General features: G+C 63.1%; 21 protein-coding genes. 14 read left to right on the top strand and 7 right to left on the bottom strand.

The window, feature by feature from the left end:
- Positions 1-117: 117 nt before the first annotated feature.
- From MTAI_RS11420 to MTAI_RS11390, 7 genes are all read left to right on the top strand, one after another.
- Entirely contained in the window at positions 118-1368 is a 1251-nt protein-coding gene (locus tag MTAI_RS11420; RefSeq protein WP_027886449.1) for a DUF4127 family protein, read from the top strand.
- Between the two features lie 96 nt (positions 1369-1464).
- Entirely contained in the window at positions 1465-4050 is a 2586-nt protein-coding gene (locus MTAI_RS11415; protein ID WP_027886448.1) for a GAF domain-containing protein, read from the top strand.
- A 103-nt stretch (positions 4051-4153) separates the two neighbouring features.
- The gene (gene metK / locus MTAI_RS11410; protein WP_027886447.1) at positions 4154-5329 is read left to right on the top strand and encodes a methionine adenosyltransferase; all 1176 of its coding nucleotides are present in this window, start codon (positions 4154-4156) and stop codon (positions 5327-5329) included.
- A gap of 84 nt (positions 5330-5413) precedes the next feature.
- Positions 5414-6073 (top strand): GntR family transcriptional regulator, encoded by a 660-nt coding sequence (locus tag MTAI_RS11405; protein ID WP_027886446.1) that lies wholly within the window; start codon positions 5414-5416, stop codon positions 6071-6073.
- Between the two features lie 10 nt (positions 6074-6083).
- Positions 6084-7007 (top strand): proline dehydrogenase, encoded by a 924-nt coding sequence (locus MTAI_RS11400; protein ID WP_027886445.1) that lies wholly within the window; start codon positions 6084-6086, stop codon positions 7005-7007.
- 98 nt (positions 7008-7105) lie between these two features.
- Entirely contained in the window at positions 7106-8653 is a 1548-nt protein-coding gene (gene pruA / locus MTAI_RS11395) for an L-glutamate gamma-semialdehyde dehydrogenase (RefSeq protein ID WP_027886444.1), read from the top strand.
- Between the two features lie 136 nt (positions 8654-8789).
- Positions 8790-9425 (top strand): NYN domain-containing protein, encoded by a 636-nt coding sequence (locus MTAI_RS11390; protein WP_051349774.1) that lies wholly within the window; start codon positions 8790-8792, stop codon positions 9423-9425.
- Here the strand turns inward: MTAI_RS11390 and MTAI_RS11385 are convergent.
- A complete protein-coding gene (locus MTAI_RS11385) occupies positions 9422-9883 on the bottom strand; it encodes an HD domain-containing protein (RefSeq protein WP_027886443.1) in 462 nt (153 codons plus the stop codon). The two genes, MTAI_RS11390 and MTAI_RS11385, sit on opposite strands and share 4 nt — an antisense overlap.
- A gap of 96 nt (positions 9884-9979) precedes the next feature.
- Between MTAI_RS11385 and MTAI_RS11380 the strand changes: the two genes are divergently transcribed.
- A complete protein-coding gene (locus MTAI_RS11380) occupies positions 9980-10630 on the top strand; it encodes an MIP/aquaporin family protein (RefSeq protein ID WP_027886442.1) in 651 nt (216 codons plus the stop codon).
- Positions 10631-10641: 11 nt separating this feature from the next.
- Here the strand turns inward: MTAI_RS11380 and MTAI_RS11375 are convergent, their stop codons facing one another.
- Complete coding sequence (locus MTAI_RS11375) at positions 10642-11307, bottom strand: uracil-DNA glycosylase (RefSeq protein ID WP_027886441.1); 666 nt, start codon at positions 11305-11307, stop codon at positions 10642-10644.
- A 245-nt stretch (positions 11308-11552) separates the two neighbouring features.
- On the opposite strand from MTAI_RS11375, the gene MTAI_RS11370 reads away from it, so the two are divergent.
- Together MTAI_RS11370 and MTAI_RS11365 are read left to right on the top strand one after the other, a co-directional pair.
- The gene (locus MTAI_RS11370; protein WP_027886440.1) at positions 11553-13028 is read left to right on the top strand and encodes a nitronate monooxygenase; all 1476 of its coding nucleotides are present in this window, start codon (positions 11553-11555) and stop codon (positions 13026-13028) included.
- Positions 13029-13174: 146 nt separating this feature from the next.
- Complete coding sequence (locus tag MTAI_RS11365; protein WP_027886439.1) at positions 13175-14116, top strand: VWA domain-containing protein; 942 nt, start codon at positions 13175-13177, stop codon at positions 14114-14116.
- Between the two features lie 204 nt (positions 14117-14320).
- On the opposite strand, the gene MTAI_RS11360 is transcribed toward MTAI_RS11365, so the two are convergent.
- Entirely contained in the window at positions 14321-14869 is a 549-nt protein-coding gene (locus MTAI_RS11360) for a hypothetical protein (protein ID WP_027886438.1), read from the bottom strand.
- 49 nt (positions 14870-14918) lie between these two features.
- Between MTAI_RS11360 and MTAI_RS11355 the strand changes: the two genes are divergently transcribed.
- Positions 14919-16124, top strand: coding sequence for a bifunctional folylpolyglutamate synthase/dihydrofolate synthase (locus MTAI_RS11355; RefSeq protein WP_043981917.1), 1206 nt, complete (start codon positions 14919-14921; stop codon positions 16122-16124).
- Between the two features lie 25 nt (positions 16125-16149).
- Here MTAI_RS11355 and MTAI_RS11350 read toward each other — a convergent pair whose 3' ends face one another.
- Positions 16150-17505, bottom strand: a complete 1356-nt coding sequence (locus MTAI_RS11350; RefSeq protein ID WP_027886436.1) for an aminotransferase family protein — start codon at positions 17503-17505, stop codon at positions 16150-16152.
- Positions 17506-17550: 45 nt separating this feature from the next.
- Between MTAI_RS11350 and MTAI_RS11345 the strand changes: the two genes are divergently transcribed.
- On the top strand, positions 17551-18891 hold the full coding sequence (locus MTAI_RS11345; RefSeq protein ID WP_027886435.1) for an MATE family efflux transporter: 1341 nt from the start codon (positions 17551-17553) through the stop codon (positions 18889-18891).
- 59 nt (positions 18892-18950) lie between these two features.
- Complete coding sequence (locus MTAI_RS11340; RefSeq protein WP_027886434.1) at positions 18951-19730, top strand: PaaX family transcriptional regulator; 780 nt, start codon at positions 18951-18953, stop codon at positions 19728-19730.
- An 11-nt stretch (positions 19731-19741) separates the two neighbouring features.
- Here the strand turns inward: MTAI_RS11340 and MTAI_RS11335 are convergent, their stop codons facing one another.
- The 3 genes from MTAI_RS11335 to MTAI_RS11325 form a co-directional block, all read right to left on the bottom strand.
- Complete coding sequence (locus MTAI_RS11335; RefSeq protein ID WP_027886433.1) at positions 19742-20344, bottom strand: NUDIX hydrolase; 603 nt, start codon at positions 20342-20344, stop codon at positions 19742-19744.
- A gap of 95 nt (positions 20345-20439) precedes the next feature.
- Positions 20440-21030 carry a MazG family protein gene (locus MTAI_RS11330; protein WP_027886432.1) on the bottom strand — a complete coding sequence of 197 codons (591 nt, stop codon included), beginning with the start codon at positions 21028-21030 and terminating at the stop codon, positions 20440-20442.
- Positions 21031-21039: 9 nt separating this feature from the next.
- Positions 21040-21534 (bottom strand): hypothetical protein, encoded by a 495-nt coding sequence (locus MTAI_RS11325; RefSeq protein ID WP_036196727.1) that lies wholly within the window; start codon positions 21532-21534, stop codon positions 21040-21042.
- Positions 21535-21786: 252 nt separating this feature from the next.
- Between MTAI_RS11325 and MTAI_RS11320 the strand changes: the two genes are divergently transcribed.
- On the top strand, positions 21787-22401 hold the full coding sequence (locus tag MTAI_RS11320; RefSeq protein WP_027886430.1) for an SCO family protein: 615 nt from the start codon (positions 21787-21789) through the stop codon (positions 22399-22401).
- Positions 22402-22559 lie beyond the last annotated feature (158 nt).

Below are 22559 nucleotides of genomic sequence, written 5' to 3'. Positions count from 1 at the left end.
TGGGGGAGGCGATCCACCCCAGCCCGCCCTTTATGCGGCCGACCATCTCCAGCGTGTTGACAGGGGCGGCGGCTCGACCCTGCAATTTTCCTCACCAACCTGCCGTACCATGGCCTGGTGCGCTGGGCGTTGCTGCTTGCTTTTGTCCTTGTGTCGCATGGATGGGCTTTTCCGAGTGGAACCCTTTATCTGCCCCTTGACGACCGACCCCCCAACTGGCTGCCCTGCACCTGGCAGGTGGTGCGCTGCCCCCCTCGAGCCCTCTACCAAGGGCGCCAAGGGGCCAACCTAGAGGCGCTCTGGGGCTGGTTGCAAGAACAGACCGGCCGTACCCTGGTGGCCAGCCTGGATGCCCTGGTGTATGGCGGGCTGGTGCAGAGCCGCAGTTCTGCTCTCCCGCTGGAAGAGGCCCGGGGCCGCCTCGAGGTACTGTACCGCTGGCAGGCCCGTACGGGAGGGCAGGTGCTGGCTTTTGGGGTGATTCCGCGTCACCCCGATGCCACCCACCGGACGCGAAACCTGGAACTGCTGCGCAGTTTGGGGGATGGTTTTGCGTACCTCGAAGCACCCTGGGACGATGCTTTGCCGGGCTCACCAGCGGTGGCCGAGGCCGCCACCCTACCCATTCCCACGCGGCCCGGGGCCGACGAGGCGGGGCAGGTGTTGTTGCTGCGGGCCTTGAATCCAGGGGTGCGGGTGCGGGTGCTCTACGACCAGCCCCAGGCGGCTCAGCAGATCACCCGCTACGAGGGGATTCCCTTGCAAGAATCCGTTTCGCGGCTGCTGCTTTCGGCAGGGGCGGTTGCTGTGGAAAGCCGGCCCGATCTGGTGCTGGTGGTGTACACCGGCGGCGACCCCCGGCGGGGTGTTTTGACGGTGTTGCAGGGCTTGCGTGAAGCGCCGGTTGCGCTGGCTGATATCGCCCGGGTCAACCGGGGTGAGGCCTCGCTGGTTCGTTACCTGCTAGCCCTGGATATCTACCGCGACCTGGCCGCCTACGCATCTTGGGGCACCCCCGGCAATAACCTGGGTGCGGCCCTGGCCCAGGGGGGGTTGTTTGCTGCACCCCTGTGTCAGAGGGCGGGCAATCCGGCGGCCTGGTGCGAGGAGCGGCGCGCCCGGGTGCTGGCCCAGGCCTACCTCGAGTACCTTTGGGGGGAGATTGGCCGCCCGTGGGTGCGCGCCCGGTTTCCCGAACCCCTCACCGAAGAGGCCGCCCGCTATGTTTTCGAACGCCTACAAACCGAACCCATGCCGCGCCTGGGGCTGGGGCAGCTTCGGCCGGAGGGTTTGCAATTCCCCTGGGGGCGCAGCTTTGAAGCCGAGTGGCAGTACCGCCTGGACGGGGTGCCGAATTTGCAGCGCTGAGAAAAACATGCCCGTCTGCCGCACCAAAGCCGGAGTTAACAGGCTTGTGATGTGTAAACTGGTGTAAGTTGGATATAGCCCTAGGCTGGTGTAAAGATGGGCGCTTCTTATCAGGGCATGCTGGCCCTACTGCGTGAGCTGGTTGGATGCCCCACCCTGGAAGATTTGCTCAAGGCCGCTCTCGAGGGGGCCATGCGCTTGATTCCGGGGGCCCAGGCCGGTTCGGTTTTGCTGCGCCAGGAAAACGCCTACCGCTTTGTGGCAATGCGAGGCCACAATATGCCCCTGCCCGGGTATACCCTGAGCTTGCAAGATGAGCTTCGCTGGTATGGGGGCAGCCTTGAGGAGGCCTTATCGGGCTGGCCCCGAGCCGTCCGGATTCAGGCCGAGCGGAGCGGCTTGCTGCCGCGGGATCGCCAGAGCCTGCAGGGCATGTGCTGGTTGCTCAAGATTCCCGTCCCACTGCAAAACCGGGTAGAGGCCTGGATCAACCTGGATCGCTGTGAGGCCACCCCCTTTCCGCCGGAGGCTGTATCGCTGGCCCGGGAGCTGGCTCTTAGCCTGGGCGTCGTTTTGCAAACCCTCAAGGAGCGTCAGAATACCCAGGCCCGCCTCGAGCGCGAAGAGCGCCTGGCCCGGGTGCTGGAGGTGCTGTCTACTTTTCATGAGGCGAACCTGCTCTGGCAGGCGCTGCCCCGCCTGGTAATGGAAATCCTGGGAGCGGAGCGGGCAGTGGCGCTGCGTCGGGAGGGCAGCGAGTTAAGGGTGGAGGCCGCCATCAACTGGAGGGAGGCGCTGGGCTTCTCGCTTCCCAAAGGCCAGGGGATCTCCTGGGCGGCCCTCGAGGAGCGCCGGGTGCAGATGGTGCGCCTCGAAGACACCGGCCCAAAATTCGCGGTACCGGCCAGGCCTCAGGAGTACGCGGCTTCCATTCCTCTCCAGGATGCCCAGGGGGAGGGCTTCGGGGTGGTGGTGGCCTACTCGGAGACCCCCTTCGAAGCGGAGGATGTGCCGGTGCTCGAGGCCTTCGGCCGTGGGGCCGGTCAGGTGCTGGCCCGCTTGCAGGCACAGGCGGCCCAGCAGCGCGAGCTGGCTCGGTTGCAAAGCCTGACCCGGGCCAGCCAACGCCTAACGGCCGCGCAAACCACCGAAGAACTGCTACAGCTTATCGTGCGGGAAGCCCTGGAGCAGACCGGGGCTTCCACCAGTCTGGTCACGTTGTACCGGCCTAAAGCAGATGTGCTCGAGGTGGTGGCAGCGGCGGGCTATGCGGCTGAAAAGGCGGCAGGTATCCGAATCAAGCGGAATAAAGGGCTGGCCTGGCGGGTGATGGAGCAGCGCAGCCCCCTGTATTTACCGGATGCCTCTGGTGATCCCAACGCTGTGTATGCTTCGGGCCGGCGGGTTCCCGCGGCCTACCTGGGGGTGCCCCTGGGCGACCCTGAAGGCCGGATGGTGGGTGTGCTCTCGGTGGATACGGCCGGGGCGGGCGGGCAGATACACCCCCAGGATCGCTATGCGCTGGAAGCGCTGGCTAAGGTGGCTGGGGTGTTGCTTTCGCGCTTGCAGGCCCTCGAGCGCGCCAACCGGGAGGCCGAGCGCTACCGCAGGCTGGTGCAGATGTCCTCCGACCTCGAGACCCTGGACGAACCCCCCCGTATGGCCCAGCGGGCCCTGGAGACGCTGATCGACCTTACGGGGCTTTCTGCCGGTGGCTTTTTTCGCCTGGAACTGCAGGATGCGAGCCGGGGCAGCGGTTGGATGCGGCTGGTTCTGGGGCATGAGCGGGCTGGAGAGGGGCGCTTACAGCATTTTTCCAACCTACCCGTCACCCTGGGCCAGGGGTTTATGGGTAAGGCCCTGGCCAGCGGCAAGGTGCAGCGCATCGAGGACTACCAGGACTGGGAAGGGGCTTGGCCGGAGCTGAAGGTTTATAAGTTAAGAACCCTGCTAACCGCTCCTTTGTTTTTACGGGGTGAGCCGTATGGGGCCCTTACCCTGGCCAGCTTTGACCACAAGGCCCACATCTTTGAGGAGCACCTGGCGCTTTTGGAGGCGGTGGCCCGGCGGCTTGAGCGGGCGCTGGAACGGGCGGCCCACCTCGAGGAGATTACCCGTACCCGTGAGGACGCCTTGCGGGCCCTGGGCCTGGGCCTGGAGCTGCGTGACCTCGAGACCAAAGGTCACACCGACCGGGTGGTGGCCCTGACCGTGGCCCTGGGGCAGCGTCTGGGCTTTCCCGACCTCGAGGGGCTGCGCATGGGGGCCTACCTGCACGACCTGGGCAAGCTGGCGATCCCAGACTCAATTCTGCTCAAGCCTGGAACCCTCACTGACGCCGAGTGGCGCATTATGCAAAGCCACTGCGATATTGGTTTTGGCATGCTAGAAAACCTGGGCTTCTTGTCGCAGACAGCCCGGAATATCGTTCGTTACCACCATGAACGCGTGGATGGCTCCGGCTATCCCTTTGGTCTGACCCGCGAGGAGATTCCCCTCGAGGCCCGCCTGTTTGCTGTGGTGGACGTTTACGATGCCCTGATTCACCCGCGGCCCTATAAAGCCGCCTGGCGCTGTGAGGACGCGCTGGGCGAGCTACAGCGGCAGGCTGGGCAGACCCTCGATGCAGCCATCGTGGAGGCTTTTGTCGAGCTGATTGCCAGCCGGGTGGGTTCGGCCTGACCCTCTATAAGACAGGGGGGCGGGCTTTTTGGTCGAACGGAAGGATGGGGTGCTATACTCTTTCGGTTGACGCGGCCTGGCCGCTGCTATAAGGAGGACTAAGTTGCGACGACTGGTAACTTCGGAATCGGTGACGGAGGGGCACCCCGACAAACTGGCCGACCGCATCTCAGATGCGGTGCTGGACGCGATTCTGGCCCAGGATCCCAAAGCCCGGGTGGCCTGCGAAACCCTGGTGACCACGGGCCTGGTGATGGTGGCGGGCGAGATCACCACCGATAGCTACGTGGACATTCCCCGCCTGGTGCGCCAGACCGTGCTCGAGGTGGGCTATACCCGGGCCAAATACGGCTTCGACGGCGATACCTGCGCCGTGCTCACCGCTATAGACGAGCAGTCGCCGGACATTGCAGGCGGGGTCAACGAGTCCTGGGAGTGGCGGGTGCTGGGATCCCGCGATGAGTTTGACCGGGTGGGCGCGGGCGACCAGGGGCTGATGTTCGGCTACGCCACCGATGAGACCCCCGAGCTGATGCCGCTGCCCATCTCGCTGGCCCACCGCCTGACCCGCCGCCTGGCCGAAGCCCGCAAAACCGGGGAGATCCCCTATCTGCGCCCCGATGGCAAGGCCCAGGTGACGGTGGTCTACGAGGGGCAGAAGCCCCTCTACGTGGGTACGGCCCTGGTCTCCGCCCAGCACTCTGAGGAGGTGGAGGCCGACCAGATCCACCACGACATCCGCACCAAGGTGATCGAAAAGGCCATTCCCGAAGAGTACCTGAGCAAAGAGACCCTCTACCTGGTCAACCCTTCGGGCAAGTTTGTGATTGGGGGGCCCCACGGCGACACCGGCCTGACCGGACGCAAAATTATCGTGGATACCTATGGCGGTGCGGTTCCCCACGGGGGCGGGGCCTTCAGCGGTAAAGACCCCACCAAAGTAGACCGCTCGGCGGCCTATTACGCCCGCTACATTGCCAAGAACATCGTGGCAGCGGGGCTGGCCAAGCGCGCCCTGATCGAGCTGGCCTACGCCATCGGCAAGGCCCGCCCGGTGGGGATGCGGGTCGAGACCTTTGGCACCGGGATTGTGCCCGACGAGAAAATCACCGAGGCGGCCCAGAAGGTTTTCGATGCCCGTCCCCGGGCCATCATCGAGAACCTGAACCTGCAGCGCCCCATCTACACCCCCACCTCGGCCTACGGGCACTTTGGCCGCGAGGGCTTCCCCTGGGAGAACACCGACAAGGTCGAGGAGCTGCGCAAGCTTTTGCCGTAGACCTGCACAAACTCTCTGGGCGGCCCGCAGGCCGCCCTTTTGATTTGACCCGGCGAAACAGGGAATGTATACTGTATACACTTTATGGCCCAGTTTCAGCGACCTCACTCGGTGCGGGAGGCGGCCTATGCCCACCTGCGGGGGGCCATCCTGATGGGGGCCTTGCTGCCGGGGGCGCGCATCTCCGAGCCGGGGCTGGCACAGGAACTGGGCGTGAGCCGCACCCCGGTGCGCGAAGCCTTGCAGCGCCTGGCCCAGGAAGGGCTGGTGGAGCTGCTGCCGGGGAAGGGGGCGCGGGTGCGGGTGCTCTCGGCGGAGGAGGTGCGCGAGGTTTACGATGTGCGGGCCCTGCTCGAGGGCGAGGCGGCGGCCCTGGCGGCACAAAACGCCACCGAGGAGGAACTGAACCGGCTGGAGCGGCTGCTTCAGGCGCTCGATGCCCTGCCCAAGGAAGCCTATGCCCAGCAGATGCAGGTGGACTTCGACTTTCACACCGCCCTGATCGAAGCGGCCCACAACAAAACCCTGGCCCGCATCTACGCCGACCTGCGCTCGAGCCTCACCCTCGTCCGTTCGTTTCAGCAAACCCTTTCCCAGCACCCCAAAACCCGCCAGCAGCACCAGGCCATTTTGTCGGCGCTCAAGGCCCGCAACCCAGCCGAGGCCGCCGAGGCCGCCCGGGCCCATGTGCGCCACTTTCGCGACCTGGTGATGCAGAGCCTCCAGGCCCAGGCCTGGCAGTAGAGGAGCCCCTATGGATTTCAACCAAAGCTACCGCTCGTTTGTGCTGGCCGTTGCCCAGAATCCCAGCATCAAGCAACTGGTGCTCACCCGTGGCCGCAACTTTGCCCGCCGCTTCATCGCCGGGGATACCCTCGAGGAGGCCTTGCAGGCAGTGGAGGCCCTCGAGCGCGACCGGATTCACGCCATCCTGGACTTGCTGGGCGAGATGGTCACCTCCGAAGCCCAGGCCCGGCAGTTCCAGCGCGAGATTATCCGGCTGGTGCAGGCGCTGGGCGAACGACCTTACCCCCGCTATGTGGCCCTCAAGCTCACCCAGCTAGGTCTGGATATCTCCGAAGACCTAGCTTTTTCCTTGATGGAGGAGATTCTCGGCGAGGCCCGGCAGGTGGGCTGCTTCGTGCGCATGGACATGGAGGACAGCCCCCGTGTAGACGCAACGCTGCGGATGTACCGGCGGTTGCGCGAGGCGGGTTTCGAAAACGTGGGGGTGGTGCTGCAGAGCTACCTAAAGCGCACCGAACAAGACCTGCAGGCCCTGATACCTCTCAAAGCGCCGGTGCGCATCGTGAAGGGTGCCTACAAAGAACCCCCCGAGGTGGCCTTCCAGGATAAGCGCCTGGTGGACGCCCAGTTTGTGCTGCTGTGCAAGAAAGCCCTGGAAAGCGGTCTCTACACGGCCATTGCCAGCCACGACCCCCGGATCATCCAGGAGATAAAACGCTGGACGGCGCAGATGGGCATTGGGCCGGATCGCTTCGAGTTTCAAATGCTTTATGGGGTGCGCCGCGACGAGCAGAAAAAGCTGGCCGCCGAGGGCTATACCGTGCGGGCCTACGTGCCCTACGGCACCGACTGGTATCCCTACTTCTCCCGCCGCATCGCCGAGCGCCCCGAGAACCTTTTGTTCGTGGCGCGCAGCCTGATTCAGGGGTAGATGTGGCCGGCTCGATGTACGCACGCTGAGGGACTCCGCTTCTGATCCATCCCGGGTATCGTGCAAGCGCTGTTGTAACCTAACTGAAAGGAGTGAGTATGACCGCCGAACCCTACCGCCCCGAACCCATCGAAACCTTCCAGAGCCCCGAGGCCTTCGAGGCCATGCGCAAGGCCCTGGCCGAGGTGCGGGCCCAGTTTGGCCGCCACTATCCCCTCATCATCGGGGGGGAGCGGGTGCACACCCAGGCCACCATCACCTCCACCAACCCCTCCAACCCCAGCGAGGTGGTGGGGGTGAGCGCCAAGGCCGGCATCGCCGAGGCCGACGCCGCCCTGGACGCGGCCTGGCGGGCCTTCAAAACCTGGCGCGACTGGCCCCAGGAGCACCGCAGCCGGGTGCTGCTGAAAGCCGCCCAGATCATGAAGCGCCGCCAGCGGGAGCTCGAGGCCTGGCTGGTCTACGAGATCGGCAAGAACTGGACGGAGGCCGCCGCCGATGTGGCCGAGGCCATCGACTTTACCCGCTACTACGCCCTCTCGGCCCTCAAGTACAAGGACGGGGCCCCGGTGGTGCCCTATCCGGGCGAGGACAACGAGGCCTTCTACATCCCGCTGGGGGTGGGGGTGGTGATCGCCCCCTGGAACTTCCCCCTGGCCATCCTGACCGGTATGACGCTGGCCCCCATTGCGGTGGGCAACTGCGTGGTGGCCAAGCCCGCCGAGGATACCGTGGTGATTGCGGCCAAGCTCTTCGAGATTCTGGAGGAAGCCGGCCTGCCCGCCGGGGTGGCCAACTACCTGCCCGGAGAGGGGGGCGAGGTGGGGGCCTATCTGGTGCAGCACCCGCGCACCCGCTTCATCAACTTTACGGGCTCGCTCGAGGTGGGCCTCAAGATCAACGAGAGCGCGGCCCGGCTTTCGCCCGGGCAGGTCTGGATCAAGCGGGTCTTCCTGGAACTGGGCGGCAAGGACGGCCTGATCGTGGACGAAACCGCGGATATCGCAGCAGCGGCCCAGGCCACGGTGCAGAGCGCCTTTGGCTTCCAGGGGCAGAAGTGCTCGGCGGCCTCGCGCCTGATTGTGGTGGACGGGATCTACGACCAGCTCATGGAACAGGTGCTCGACCGTACCGAAAGCCTGATTGTGGGCCCGGCCGAGGAGAACCCCGACATGGGGCCGGTGGCCAGCGCCCAGCAGGAGAAAACCGTGCTCTCTTACATCGAGATCGGGCAGCAGGAGGCCAGGCTCGCGCTGGGGGGGCGGCGGCTCGAGGGGGGCGGCTACTTTATCTCCCCCACCGTCTTCGAGAACGTATCCCCCGACGCCCGCATTGCCCAGGAGGAGATTTTTGGCCCGGTGCTCTCGGTGATCCGCGTCCCCGACTTCGACACCGCCCTGGAGGTGGCCAATGGCACGCGCTTTGGCCTGACCGGCGGGGTCTTCTCGCGCAAGCGCGAGCGTCTCGAGCGGGCCCGGCGCGAGTTCCATGTGGGCAACCTCTACTTCAACCGCAAGATCACCGGGGCGCTGGTAGGGGTGCAGCCCTTTGGCGGCTTCAACCTCTCGGGCACCGACACCAAGGCCGGGGGGCCCGACTACCTGCTCAACTTCCTGCAGATGAAGAGCGTGACCGAGCGGTTCTAGCCAAATTGACATTTGGCACCTAAACATCTATCCTATATACACGAATCCGATAAGCCCGTAGGCGGGCAAGCAATCGAGACCCCGGTGCATGGCAAGATCTAAGCACTGGGGTCAGTGCTTGTATGCTGTAGTAGCTATGAAAAGAACAGCATTGTTGGTGGATGGTGGATTTCTCTTGCCTATGCTCAAGAGGCGTATGGGACGAGATCCTAGCGCCGCTGACGTCTACGAGTTTGGCCTCAAGACGCTCGAGGCTAATGAAGAGCTATTTCGCTTTTACTACTACGACTGCCCCCCATTCGAAGGCATGCTCAGGCATCCTATATCGGCTGAGGAAATCGACTATGCCCAAAGTAAAATGGCCCGAGCAAGAAAGCAAATGCTAGCGGAGCTGGTAAAAAAGGATTACATCGCTTTCCGTAGAGGAATGCTATCTTTTGATGGATGGCAGATCACAAAAGATGGGGTTGATCGCTTGATGCGTGAAGCCGCTTCTTCGCCCCCTAATCCAGTTATTCTCACAGCAGAAGAGGTTCACCCAAAGTTCACACAAAAACGTGTGGACATGAATATTGGTCTAGATGTTGCCTGGTTATCAAGTAAACGCCTTGTAGATCGAATTATCCTCGTTACCGCAGATAGCGACTTTATACCTGCGATGAAATTTGCACGCAGAGAGGGTGTTCAAGTTATTTTGGTTCCCCTTGAAAGTAGGCCTAAAGCCGAATTGATCGAGCATTCTGATATCGTTCGCAACGTGGTTTTCCCTTAGAACTCTTCGTCTACCTCGTGCAGCCTTTGGGCCCACAGGCTCACCGGGTGGTGGTGTTCCCGCACAATCTGGGCTACCTGGGGCTCGAGGATGCGCATCGCCCCGTACTCGGGGTGGTGCTGGCGAATCTGCCAGGCACCCAGCAGACCCTTGTGTAAGGGCTCAATGGGCACATCCAGGCTTATGAGCCCGGTCAGGATGCGCTCCAGGGGACGGTAGGGCCGCAGGGCTTTGCCGCAGTCGTGCAGCAGCGCGGCCCGCACGGCATAGCTGGGGGCGTCCGGGTAGCGCTCCAGCAGCCTTTTGGCCACCCGCACAGCGTGCTCCCGATCCCGCACATCCATGGCTTTGTATAGATGGGCCTCCTCGAGGCTGAGTTCGGCCAGTGCCCAGTCGTCGTCCGGCTGGGCCCGGGCTGGGACGAAGGCTTTATACAAACGCTTGAGCCGCGACCACACGGGTTTATCCTACGCACACAAGCCCTGCTTGACTGTCAAATTCGGCCAATTGTGAGAAGTTGGCGGGCTGGGGTAACGTATGGGCGGGAGGAAAGCATGAACTTACGCGCCCTTGTGGCAGAGTTTTTAGGGGTGTTTGCCCTGTGTTTTGTGGGGATCGGGGCCATTGCGGCTACCCAGGGGGGCGACTGGATGGCCATTGCCCTGGCCCATGGCCTGGCCATTGGCCTTTCAATGGTGGCCTTGGGGACCATCTCGGGCGGGCACTTTAACCCCGCTGTGACCTTTGCAATGCTGATCACCGGGCGCATGACCCCGGTGGGTGCGGTGGGTTACTGGGTGGCGCAGTTGTTGGGAGGCTTGGTGGCAGCCTTCTTCATTGGTGCCATCTATGGCGGAACTGCTGTGGCGGACGGAACCCCGGCCCCCAGCACGAACCACACCGCCATCCAGGCCCTCATGATGGAGGTTTTTCTAACCTTTTTCCTGGCCTCGGTCTTTTTTGCTTCAGCGGTCTTTAACAACTTTAGCTTTGCCGGGCTGGCGGTTGGCCTGGCGGTCACCATGGACATCCTGGCCGGTGGGGCCGTCTCGGGTGCGGCCATGAACCCCGCGCGGGTGCTGGGCCCGGCCATCATCGGTGGGGAATGGGCGGCCCACTGGGTCTACTGGGTGGGCCCATTGGTGGGGGCTGGTTTGGCAGCGTTACTCTACGACTTCCTATACAGCAAGCAGGTGGAAAGCTAGACGGCCTTTTTTTACCCGATCTCGGCCAGTGTTTTGGCCCGCTCCAGGATGGCCTCGAACATCGCCGTGGTTAGCCTGCCGGTGTTGGTGTTCTGGCGGCTCACGTGGTAGGAGCTGAGTAGAAACCGTTCCCCCACCCGATACTCGCTGCCGTGCCGGAAGGGGTGGTGGGCTTTGGGCAGGCCGTGGTATGCCAGCAGGGCCTGGTGGGCGATCTGGCCCAGGGCCAGGTAGACCCGAATATGGGGCAGGAGGGCCAGTTCCTGGGCTGTCCAGTTTGCGCAGGTGCGCAGCTCGAGCGGGCTGGGCTTGTTTTGGGGTGGGGCGCAGCGCACCGCCGCGGTGATGTGGACCCCCTCGAGCCTCAGACCATCGCCCGGGTGGCTCGAGGTGGGCTGGCTGGCCAGCCCAGCCCGGTAGAGGGCAGGGTACAGAAAATCACCGGAGGCATCCCCGGTAAAGGGCCGCCCGGTACGGTTGGAGCCGTGGGCACCAGGGGCCAGCCCAAAGATCAAAATCCGGGCCATGGGATCGCCAAAGCCCGGCACGGGTTTGGCCCAGTACTGGGTGTTGCGGAATGCTGCGCGTTTTTCCCGCCCAACCTGTTCCCGCCAGGCCACCAGCCGGGGGCAGGCCCGGCAGGTAGTAAGTCGGGCGTAGAGGGCCTCGAGGCTCATACAGGCTCCATTACATCATCTGATACCGGATTCAAAAAGATCGTCGTCCAGGGCAAAGACCGTTAGAGGCTATCTTTGAGCACTGCCGTTGGTCGGGCTAGCCGAATCTTGGTATGACTGTAGTTTTTGTACCCAGTACAGATCGGGCGGCTTTTGAACCTGTGCCTGTAGTTCTCACCCACGCATACCGTACAATCGGCCATCTTGTCGTTGTCTCGAGGTGCTTTATATGGAGGTTTGTTGACGTGCAAAGTGTTGCTACTGTAGCCCTACCGCGCATTATTCAGGGTGGGATGGGTGTTTCCGTTTCCAGCTGGCGGCTGGCTAAAACAGTTTCGCTGCTGGGGCAGCTGGGGGTGGTTTCTGGAACCGCCATGGACACCGTGCTGGTGCGGCGTTTGCAGGACGGCGACCCCGGTGGGCTGGTGCGCCGCGCGCTGGCTTCCTTTCCTGTACAGCACTGGGTTAAACCGGTGCTGGAAAAATACTTCCGGCCCGAAGGCCGCAAAGGCCAGCCCTACCTGCGCCTGCCCATGCCCAGCCGGCTGGGTGATACCGCCTCGCAGATCATGCACGTGCTGGGGGGTTATGTGGAGGTGTTTCTGGCCAAGGAGGGGCACCCGGGCCTGGTGGGCATTAACCTGCTGACCAAGTTGCAGCTGCCCACCCTGGGCACGCTGTATGGGGCTATGCTGGCCGGGGTGGACTACGTTTTGATGGGGGCTGGCATTCCCCGCGAGATACCCGAGGTGCTCGACAAACTGGCCGCCGGTGAGACCGCCTCGCTCAAAATTGACGTAACCGGCTGGACGGGAACCGAGGCCCCCCGGCTCCACTTCAACCCACGCGAGGTGCTGGGCGGTGTGCAAACCCTCAAGCGCCCCCACTTTTTGCCCATCATCGCCTCCAACTCGCTGGCTACTTTGCTGGCCCGCAAGGTAACGGGCACCATTCAAGGCTTCGTGATCGAGGGCCCCACCGCAGGCGGGCACAACGCTCCACCAAGGGGAGCGCCGGTGTTTGATGAACGCGGGCAGCCGGTGTACGGCGAGCGGGAGGTGGTGGACTTGGAGCAGATCAAAGCCCTGGGCCTGCCCTTCTGGCTGGCCGGTGGTACGGGCTCGCCCGAGGCTTTGCAAGAAGCCCTTGCACGGGGGGCCGCCGGCATTCAGGTAGGGACGCTGTTCGCCTATAGCCAGGAGTCGGGCTTCGAGGCCGGCCTCAAGCGGGGCATCCTCGAGCAAGCTGCCAGGGGGGAAGTCAGGGTCTTTACCGATCCCAAAGCCTCGCCCACCGGGTTTCCCTTCAAGGTAGCCGAGGTCGAGGGCACCCTGTCGCAGCCCGAGGAATACCAGCGGCGAACGCGGGTCTGCGACCTGGGCTACCTGCGTGAGGCCTACCAGACGCCCCAAGGCAAGATCGGCTTCCGCTGCGCTTCCGAACCCATCGAGCAGTACCTGGCCAAAGGAGGCCAACTCGCCCACACCGAGGGGCGCAAGTGCCTGTGCAACGCCCTTTTGGCGGCGGTGGGGATGGGCCAGCTCCAGAAAAATGGCGACCTCGAGCTGCCCCTGGTCACCAGCGGCGACGACCTCGAGCGCATCGGCCGCTTCGTGCGGCAGTTTGGCACCGAGTACAGCGCGCGGGACGTGGTGGCCTACCTGCTGGGCACCCCGGCCTCATCCCAGCCTGAAGCCCAGCCGGTGATGGCCAATGGGTAGTGTGCCTTTGGCGGGAAACCCCAGGTCTGTTGGTTTGTGTATATTTTTTGAAGACCAACCGTAAATGGGCCTACCATCTGGCAGGGCATTAGCCGGCAAACTCGAGGGGTAGCTTATTTGTCGAAGCGCTGCTCGAGGGGTGAACCGTGGGGTTTGAGTTTCCGCTGCTGCTGCTGTTGCTCCTGCTGCTGCCGCTGCTGGCCTGGGCCTACCAGCGCAGGGTGCAGGAGGGGCGCGCGAGCGGCCACGTGCTCTACCCCGGTCTGGCCCCGTTGGCCCGTTTATCCGAGCCTCGCTGGAAGCGTCACCTGAGCGCTGGGTTGTACGGCCTGGCCCTGGCCCTGGCCATCGCCGCGCTAGCCCGTCCGCAAGCTGTGCTGCCGGTACCCGACCCCACTGCCACCGTCATCGTGACCATTGATATCAGCCTCTCGATGCGGGCCCAGGACATCCAGCCGACCCGCCTCGAGGCGGCCAAACGGGAAGCCAAAAACTTCGTGGAGTCGCTGCCGGATAGCGTCAAGGTGGGGCTGGTGAGCTTCGCGGGCTACGCCACCCTGGAGGTTGAGCCGACCACCGATCACCGGCGGGTGATAGACCAGATCGAGCTGTTGCAGATGGCCCGTCGAACGGCCATTGGTGATGGTTTGCTGGAGAGCCTCAAAGCCATCCCCAAAGACGAAGACGGCAAGCCCCTAGGGCCCTCCACGGTGGTGCTGCTTTCGGATGGTCGAACCAACAGCGGTGTAGACCCGCTCGAGGTCGTCCCATTTGCCAAGGATATGGGGGTGGTGGTGCACACCATCGGGCTGGGCCGCCGCAACAACCCCAGCGACCCCGATCAGTACTGGGGCGGCTACTGGATGCAGTTCGACGAAGAAACCCTGCGGGCCATTGCTGAGGCCACCGGGGGTCAGTACTACGCTGCAGACTCGGCGGAAGCCCTGCGGCAGGCCTACCGCAACCTGGGTCGGACGGTGGGCTGGAAGCCCCAGCGCACCGAGATTAGCGGCATGTTTGGGTTGCTGGCGGGGGTGCTGCTGGCCTCGAGCCTGCTATTTTCCAACCTGCGGCGCCAGGTTGTCTAATACCGGAAAAAAGATAATCTTCAAACAAAAAACATTCAGAGGCTATCTTTTTGAATCCTAGAGCACACCCCTCGCTACGCTCGGCGAAGAAAGCGTATCCCTTCCAAGGGGCGGTATCGCCCTCCGCTACGCGGATAACTTCGGTCGGGGTAGCCGCCGCCATTCGGTGACGAACTAACCGAATCTGGTACAAGACCACCCGACTCAGCCGCTGGCCCGAAGGGTGAGCCGCAGCAGGTTTTGAGCCAGCTCGAGGTGCTCGATTCGCACGCTGGGGGTTTTTCCCAGGCCCATGGTCTGGAGCGGTGTTTCTTGGAGGATTTTTTGCAGCAACGGCTCCAGGCGAAACTCGAGTTCCAGGTTGTTGTGTACCGTCAGCAGACCGGGCAGCCGCTGGTTGGCCTGCTGGGCCATCATCTCCAGCACCTTGCCCGGCAACAGGTTGAGCACCGGCCCTCCCCGAAACCCCGAAAAATGTAGGTGTTCGACCTGTAGTCGCCAGGCCTGTGAATCGGGCTGGAAGTCCAGCGCCCGCACCCTGAAGCGCAGGGCCGGGCCGCTGGCGAACCCAATCTCGGCCTGGCAGTGGTTTTGGCCCAGTTCGAAATCCCGAAGCTGGCCGTGCTGGAGGCGGCCCAGCGGAAAGCGTAGCAGCCGAACCGGCATGTCCACCCGGGCGAGCTGGCGGCTGATCCAGGTGTGCAGCAGGACTTGGCTGAGCTCGAGTTCCAACCGGGCGCGCAGCGCTTCCATGGCCCTATTATCCTGTAAACACCCCGAAATCTGCGCTAAACTGATGCCTGTGACCTACCCAGAAGCGGTGGAATGGTTGTTTTCTCAAAGCCGCGCCGGGGCGCCGCGGGGCCTTTCGCGCATCCAAGAGCTGCTGGAACGCCTGGGCCATCCCGAGGCTGGGTTTTCTGCGGTTCATGTGATTGGCACCAACGGCAAAGGCAGCGTGGTGGCCTACCTCGAGGCGGCCTTCAAAGCCGCTGGTCAGCGCTATGGAGCCACCACCAGCCCCCATCTGCTGGACTTTCGCGAGCGCATCCGCACGCATCTGGGCCCGATCCCCGCGGCGGAGGTGCTGCGTTTTGTGGAGTGGGCCCGCAGCCAGTCGTTCCGTGAACCGGTGGCTTTTTTCGATCTCACCACGGCCCTGGCTTTTCAGCATTTTGCCCAGCAGGGCGTGGAGCTGGCGGCGGTCGAGGCAGGGGTGGGCGGTGCGCTGGATGCCACCAACGTGCTCCCTGGGGTACGGGTCACAGTGCTGACCAACATCGGCGAAGACCACCTAGAGACCCTGGGGGGCACGCTCGAGGGGGTGGCTAGGGATAAGGCAGGGGCCATTCGCACAGGGGTTCCGGTGGTGACCGGGGCCGAGGGGGTTGGGCTGGAGGTAATCCGCACCATCGCTGCTGAGCGGGCAGCACCGATGTATGTGCTGAGCGAGGGCAGTCCGCTCTTCGAGCTGCCGGCCCCTCCCTCTTTGCGGGGCCGTTTTCAGGAGCACAACGCCCGCCTGGCCGCGGCGGTGTTGCGCTTGCTGGGCTATAGCGACAGCGTGATTGCCAGCGGTCTGTCCAGCGCCCAGCATCCAGGCCGTATGCAGCAGCTTACCTACCAAGGTGTCCCGGTGGTGCTGGATGGGGCCCACAACCCCCCTGCAGCCAGGGCCCTGGTGGGTGAGTTCGAGGGTTTTCATTTGGTGTTTGGGGCCTTTCCCCGCAAGGACTACCGCAGCATCCTGCAAACCCTGCTCCCCAAAGCCAAAAGCGTGCGCTTTACTTATGCGGCCAAGGGCGCTTTGCGGGGGGAGGAACTCTCGCAGGCCTACCCAGCGCCCTACTTCCAAGACCCCCTCGAGGCTCTCCAGAACGCTATTCAGTTGGCCCGGCAGGATGGCTGGCCGGTTTTGGTAACGGGCTCTTTGTACCTAGCAGGGGAGGTGCTCCGGTTGTTGCAGGGGCCCGCTGTGGCCGACCTGCCCACCGCCGAACCGGTTTGATGGAGCCCCCATTACGGGAGGTTTTTTAGGCACCCAGGACTTCGTCCAGGGTCTCGGCTAGGGCGTTTACCAGCTCGTCGATCTCTTGCTCGGTAATGACCAGGGGCGGGGCGATGGCAAAGCCGGTGTCGTTGCAGCGCACGATCACGCCCTTTTCCCGGCTGACCTGCATCAAGCGTTCCCCAATGCCCCTGGCCGCATCGAAGGGTTTTTTGCTGCCCTTATCCTCCACCACCTCGACCAGGGCCATCAGGCCCTTGCCGCGCACATTGCCCACGTGGGGGTGGGCCTCGAGCTCGCGCAACCGCCGCAAAAGCTGCGCACCCCGCTCGGCGGCGTTCACCCAAAGCTGCTCGCGCTCGATAATCGCGATGTTGGCCAGGGCCACCGCACAGGCTACCGGATGCCCCGAGTAGGTAAAGCCGTGCATGAACATGCGGTCGGGGGCCGAGATGCGTTCGAAAATTTGCGGGCTGATGCCCACCCCGCCCAGCGGCACATACCCCGAGGTGATGCCCTTGGCAAAGCTGGTGATGTCGGCCTGGAAACCGTAGGTGGTCTGGCCAAACATCTCGCCGGTACGGCCAAAGCCGGTAATCACCTCATCGGCGATCAGCAGGATCTCGTACTTCTTCAGAATGGGGACAATGGCCTGCCAGTAGCCTTCGGGGGGTGGCACCACGCCCCCTGCGCCCTGCACCGGCTCCCCGATGAAGGCCGCGATGGTCTCGGGGCCTTCCCGAAGGATTAAGTCCTCGAGCTCCTGGGCCAGCATCGCCACAAACCCGGGCTCCGAGAGCCCCGGGTTGTTGCGGTAGGCCAGCGGCGCGCTCAGGTACAAAAACCCTGGCGGCAGCGGCCCGAAATCGGCGTGGTAGGCCGGTACGCCGGTGGCGGCCAGCGCCCCCATGGCGATCCCGTGGTAGGCCATGCGCCGCGAGATGATCTTGGTTTTTTCGGGCTTGCCCGATAAAGCCCAGTAATAGCGGGCAATCTTGATGGCGGTCTCGTTGGACTCGGCCCCGCCCGAGGTGAACTGGAAATGGGAGTGGTGCGGTAGAAGCTGGTGCATCTTGGCGGCCAGCTCGATGACCGGGGGGGTGGCCAGCCCAAAAAAAGTGGGCTGAAAGGCCAGCCGGGCCATCTGTTGCCGGGCGGCCTCGACCAGCTCCTGGCGCCCGTAGCCCACATTCACATTCCAGAGCCCGGCGAACCCATCAATGTACCACCTGCCCTCGCTGTCACGCACTTTGGAACCCTTCCCCTCAACCAGCACCAGCGGGCCCTGCCGCTTGTGGCGGTGCAGGTTGGTGACGGGGTGTAGGTGGTGGGCGATATCCTGCTCGATGAGCTGCTCGGTGTTCAATACAAAGGGGTTCATAATCTCCCCGATTCTACCTTCCTGCTGCGTAGTATGCTGGCCTTTGTGACTGCTGATACCCGGCGCGAAATATTCAGAATTGCCCTTCCGGTGAGCCTCGAGTCCACCGCGCAGCTGGCCCTGGGTTTGGTTAATCAGGTGATTGTGGGAACCCTGGGTACCGCCACCATTGCCGCGGTGGGTCTGGCTAACAACCTGCTGTTTATTGGCATCCTGTGCCTGAACACCCTGGGTGCGGGGTGCGCCATTCTGGCCAGCCGGGCCAGGGGGCGGGGCGACGAGGCCGCGGTGCGGCGCATCGTAAGCTTTTTTGTCGGATTTTCTGTGCTTGTATCGCTGGCGCTGGCCCTGCCGCTGGGGCTGGGGGCCACCCCTTTCCTAAAGCTGATTGGGTCGAACCCGGAGATTGCTGCCATCGGTGGGCCTTTTCTCACCCTGGTGGCTTTCTCCTTGCCCCTCATTACCCTAAGCGTGGTCAGCAGCGCGGCCTTTCGTAGCATTGGCAGGGCGCGCATACCAATGCTAGTGACCGTTCCGGCCATTGCCCTGATACCGCTGTTGTCCTGGCTGTTTGTGCATCCGCTGGGGATGGGTGTGGTGGGGGCAGCGCTGGCGACCCTGGTGGCCCAGGGGATCCGGGCACTGCTGCTGCTTGGGCTGCTCGTTGGAAGCCGCTGGGGGTTGCGCTGGGCCTGGCCCAGCCTGGGACAAGGGCGGGATTTGCTCCGCGAGGCGGTGCCGCTGGTGTTGCCGCTGTTCATCACCGAGGTGGTCTTTAGCGGAGGGGTGTTTTTGTTTGCCCTGCTGTTCGAGCGCCTGGGCACCCCGGAGCTGGCGGTGTTTCAGATTGTGAGCAACCTCGAGATGGTCTTCATCACCGCCTCGGCCGGCCTGCATTACGCGGCCACCGTTCTGGTAGCCCAGTCCATTGGGCGGGCCGACTCCCCCGGCGTCTGGGCAGTTTCGCGCCAGATTTGGCACATTGGACTGGCTTCGGCCGCCATCTTTGGCTTTGTTTTTGCCCTGTTCGCTTTTCTCCTTCCGGTGCTCTACCCCAACACCACCCCGCAGGTGCAGGAATGGGGGTTCTGGGCTGTGCTGCTCAATGCGCTGTTCCAGCCGGTCAAGGTGTCCAATTTCATCTTTTTTGGTACCCTGGCCAGCGGGGGGGATACCCGTTTTTTGCTGCTCTCCGATTTCGTAACAGTGTTTGTGGTGGGTCTGCCCCTGGCCTGGTTGCTGGCGTTTCCGTTGGGTTTGGGATTGTGGGGCATATTTCTGGGGCGGCTTCTGGGCGAGGAGACGGTGCGGGTGAGCATGTTTTTGTGGCGCTATCGAAGTGGGCGGTGGTTTCGGCTCGAGGCCCGGGCAGCGGCCTCTGATTAGGGGTCTGTACCAACGCTTTTCTGCTGAAGATGCAAAAACCCGTATTATACTGAGCCTCAATGCGGGCGCGCTCTTACTTGTTTACGCTTTATATGGAGTATCTGTACCCCGAAAACCGGGCCTGGGTGGGGGATCTGATCCGCTGGATGGAACTGTTGAATTTCAGCGAACCTGCAGTGCGGGCCGCGGTTTCGCGCAGCGTCAAACGAGGCTGGATTATCCCGGAAAAAGAGGGGCGGCGGGCGTACTACCGGCTTTCGCCCAGGGTGGCCTGGCAGGTCGAGAAGGTGCGGGAGCGCCTGTATAGCTACGGTGCCCCGTGGGATGGCAGGTGGCGCATTTTGGTCTACGCCGTGCCGGAAACCAAGCGCACCGTGCGGGATCGCTTCCGCAACGAGCTAATCCTCCTGGGCTTCGGTACGCCGGCGCCGGGCGTCTGGATCAGCCCCAACGGCTCGCTCGAGGCCGCCCGCGACCTGGTGGGCTTTTACGGCCTGCAAAAATATGTGGAGCTGTTCCAGGCCGAGCGTTTCTCCAGCACACCCCCCCTCGAGCTCATCGAGAAATCCTTCAACCTGAAGGCGGCCCAGACCCGCTACCGGGCTTTTCTATCGCAAAGGCAGGGGCGGCCCCAAAGCGCCGAGGAGGCCTTTGTGCGCCTGACCCACATGATTCACCAGGCCCGCAAGAACCTCTTCTTAGACCCCGGCCTGCCGCCCGAGCTGACCCCACCCGGCTTTTTGGGGCAGCAGGCCAAGGCGCAATTCCTCGAGCTGTACAATCAACTCTCCCGGCAGGCCCGCCCGGTTTTCGAGCAGGGTTTGGCGGCCGCGGACTGAGGCCAGGGGATCTACAGGCGCACCGCACGGATGCGCTCGAGGAAATCGTGCACGATGTTCCCGGTCACACCCCAGATATCGTAGCCCCGCCAGGGATAATGCCAGACCTTGCGCCGTAGCTGGCCTTCTATCTCGGAGAACTCCCCGCCCAGGCCGTTGGGAAGGCGGTTGCCCGGCGGGGGGGTGCGTTCTTCAGCGTAAGCGGGTGCGGCCAGCAGCTCCTCTATGGGTACCCAGAGCAAGGTATCTACTTCTGCAGGGTTGGGGGTCAGCTGGGGTTCCTGGGTGATCCGGCCCAGCAAAGGAAATACCCGGAAGCCAAAGGGTGAGAGGGTGGGGTTGAGGTGTCCCAGGATTTCCACATGCTCCGGGTTCAGCCCCACTTCTTCCCAGGCCTCGCGCAAGGCGGCCTGCTCGGCGCTCTCACCATCGTCAAAGCGACCCCCAGGAAAGCTAATCTGCGCGGCGTGGTGGGGAAGGTGGGCGCTGCGCACGGTGAACAGAAGTTGCCCCTCCCAAACCGGCAGGAGCACGGCGGCATCCACAAAACCCTCCGGCCTCGAGAGCGCGGCAGGAGGACGGGCAACAATGGCTTTGAGCAAGTCCGATCTCATGGGTCTGTCCAGCACACTGGACAACAACGTGCCGGAGCTGTCATGGACTTCCATTTTGCACCAGGTTTGCGCTGCTATCTGTGGTATCTGACGCTTTATAAACAGCTTTCCTCGCACCGCTCGCGCAACAGAATCTCCGGATTGATTTTTTCCTCCCGGCACCAGGCCACCATCAGCCACAGGGCCTCGGCCAGGTTGCCCTCTTCGAGAGCCCCCATCAGCCGGTCTTTTCCGGGAAAGGTGTACCCCATTTTTTTCTGCATCTCGGCGGCGCGGGCCAGGGCCCCCAGGCTTCTCGGCACCTGGTCGCAAATAGACTGGGCGGTTTTGCCCTCCCGGGCCTTGATGGCCTTCCAGTTGGCGCTAACGGCCTCGGGGGTGTCGGCCTGCACATCGCCGAAGACGTGGGGGTGGCGCCGGATGAGCTTATCCACAATGTGCTGCTCCACCTGTGAATAAGTAAAGGTGCCCGCCTGCTCGGCAATCACCGAATGAAAGGCCACCTGCAGCAGCACATCCCCCAGCTCCTCGGCGATTTCGCTGGGGTCGCCTTTGCCAATGGCATCCACAGCCTCGGCGGCCTCCTCGAGCAGGTAGGGGCGCAGGCTTTGGTGGGTTTGCTCCTTGTCCCAGGGACAGCCATCCGGGCCCCGCAGACGCCGCATGACCTCGAGTAAACGCTCCATGCTTACAGCCTAGCGGGTTTTGGAAAGTTCGCCATGTCTGAGCAGCTGCCACAGCAGGAAGCCGGCCACCCACGAGCAGCCCATCAGTATCAGGCTCAGCACATCTACCGGGGCGGTATCCCCCAAGGCCAGGCCCTGGGGGCTGGGGTAGGGCAGGCCGGTGGTGCGGGTCAGGACGAACAGCAGGGTGATAAGCCCCACCAGCCAGACCCCCCCTTTGTAGGTTCCCCGCTCCATGCTGGTGGGCATCTCGAGCAGGCGCGCCAGCAGCAAGAACCCCCCGTACATAAGCTGGAATCCCAGCAGCATCATGAACAGGACCGCATACCAGAACCCCGCCCCCTGAAGCCCCAGCGGGGTGTCGTTGCCGAACAACTCACCGCACAGCCCACCCCCCAGCAAGGTGTTGCCCAGTCCCAGCAGCTGCAGGAAGAAAGGGGCCACCAAAAGGGCCCCGGCCCAGCGTACTAAGGGGTGCGTAAAAGCGATGGTGCGATCCTCCATGCTAGCCCTTATCTTGCCCTAAAGCCGCGGGGCCAATGTAAATTGGCTTGCCATGCCCCATCGGAAGGTGGTCAACCAACCCGACCAACGTCAGTGCTCAAAGATAGCCTCTGACGGTTTTTGCCCTGGACGATGATCTTTTTGAATCTGGTATCAGACTGTTCGTTCAGGGACATTTGCCTGGGGCTGGGTTGTCTAGGGTTAAGCATGGTGTGCAGAGGGCTGCGAACCCTCGAGCCCAGGAGTGTGTAGATGCCGCGTCGAGCAATTTGGATCATCCTGTTGGTTGGCCTGCCTTTGTTGCTGGCGGGGGCGGCCTTTCTGGTATCGCGCGATACCTACCAGCCCTATGGAACGCGCCTGTTGAATGCTCGTCCGCTCGAGGCCAACCAATTCACCCTGACCGCGCACGACGGCTCGAGCAAGAGCCTGTCGGACTTTCAGGGTAAGGTGGTTTTGATCTTCTTTGGCTTTATAAACTGCCCGGATGTCTGCCCCACCACCTTGCTCGAGCTCAGCAAGGTCTACAAAGCCCTGACCCCCGCCGAACAGGCACGGGTGCAGGTTCTGCTCATCTCGGTAGATCCCGAACGAGACACCCTGGAAAAGCTAAGGGACTACGTCACCTTCTTCAGCCCCAGCTTTATCGGGCTGACTGGAACCCCCGAGCAGATCGCCGAGGTGGCCAAGCGTTACGGGGTGTTTTATCAAAAGTCCCAGATCAAATCGGCCACCGAGTACAACGTAGACCATACCGCCACCGTCTTTGCCCTCGATCCCAAAGGACAGCTGCGGCTGATATACGGCAACGGCAAAGCCGCCGAAACCGAACGGGTGTTAGCGGACGTGCGCTGGTTGCTGCGCTGAGCCCCTGGTACGAGCTCAGGGCAGGCTGCATGCCTTTCCTGCTCCCCAGGAATTGCCCTGGGTTCGCCTGACCGAATTCAAAAAGATAATCTTCCAAAGCAAAGACCTCCAGAGGCTATCTTTTTGAATCCTAGAGCACTCCCTTCGGTCGGGTTAGT

This window comes from Meiothermus taiwanensis WR-220 (assembly GCF_003568585.1).
Taxonomy (GTDB): domain Bacteria; phylum Deinococcota; class Deinococci; order Deinococcales; family Thermaceae; genus Meiothermus; species Meiothermus taiwanensis.
The sequence above is the reverse complement of the archived record's forward strand: the minus strand, read 5'-3'. Positions and strand labels throughout refer to the sequence as shown.

What these genes read in the sequence shown, in the direction of transcription:
- MTAI_RS11415 (WP_027886448.1), top strand. Translation starts at nt 1,465, where the DNA reads ATGGGCGCTTCTTATCAGGGCATGCTGGCCCTACTGCGTGAGCTGGTT.
- MTAI_RS11405 (WP_027886446.1), top strand. Translation starts at nt 5,414, where the DNA reads ATGGCCCAGTTTCAGCGACCTCACTCGGTGCGGGAGGCGGCCTATGCC.
- MTAI_RS11400 (WP_027886445.1), top strand. Translation starts at nt 6,084, where the DNA reads ATGGATTTCAACCAAAGCTACCGCTCGTTTGTGCTGGCCGTTGCCCAG.
- pruA (WP_027886444.1), top strand. Translation starts at nt 7,106, where the DNA reads ATGACCGCCGAACCCTACCGCCCCGAACCCATCGAAACCTTCCAGAGC.
- MTAI_RS11390 (WP_051349774.1), top strand. Translation starts at nt 8,790, where the DNA reads ATGAAAAGAACAGCATTGTTGGTGGATGGTGGATTTCTCTTGCCTATG.
- MTAI_RS11380 (WP_027886442.1), top strand. Translation starts at nt 9,980, where the DNA reads ATGAACTTACGCGCCCTTGTGGCAGAGTTTTTAGGGGTGTTTGCCCTG.
- MTAI_RS11375 (WP_027886441.1), bottom strand. Translation starts at nt 11,307, where the DNA reads ATGAGCCTCGAGGCCCTCTACGCCCGACTTACTACCTGCCGGGCCTGC.
- MTAI_RS11360 (WP_027886438.1), bottom strand. Translation starts at nt 14,869, where the DNA reads ATGGAAGCGCTGCGCGCCCGGTTGGAACTCGAGCTCAGCCAAGTCCTG.
- MTAI_RS11350 (WP_027886436.1), bottom strand. Translation starts at nt 17,505, where the DNA reads ATGAACCCCTTTGTATTGAACACCGAGCAGCTCATCGAGCAGGATATC.
- MTAI_RS11340 (WP_027886434.1), top strand. Translation starts at nt 18,951, where the DNA reads ATGCGGGCGCGCTCTTACTTGTTTACGCTTTATATGGAGTATCTGTAC.
- MTAI_RS11335 (WP_027886433.1), bottom strand. Translation starts at nt 20,344, where the DNA reads ATGAGATCGGACTTGCTCAAAGCCATTGTTGCCCGTCCTCCTGCCGCG.
- MTAI_RS11330 (WP_027886432.1), bottom strand. Translation starts at nt 21,030, where the DNA reads ATGGAGCGTTTACTCGAGGTCATGCGGCGTCTGCGGGGCCCGGATGGC.
- MTAI_RS11325 (WP_036196727.1), bottom strand. Translation starts at nt 21,534, where the DNA reads ATGGAGGATCGCACCATCGCTTTTACGCACCCCTTAGTACGCTGGGCC.
- MTAI_RS11320 (WP_027886430.1), top strand. Translation starts at nt 21,787, where the DNA reads ATGCCGCGTCGAGCAATTTGGATCATCCTGTTGGTTGGCCTGCCTTTG.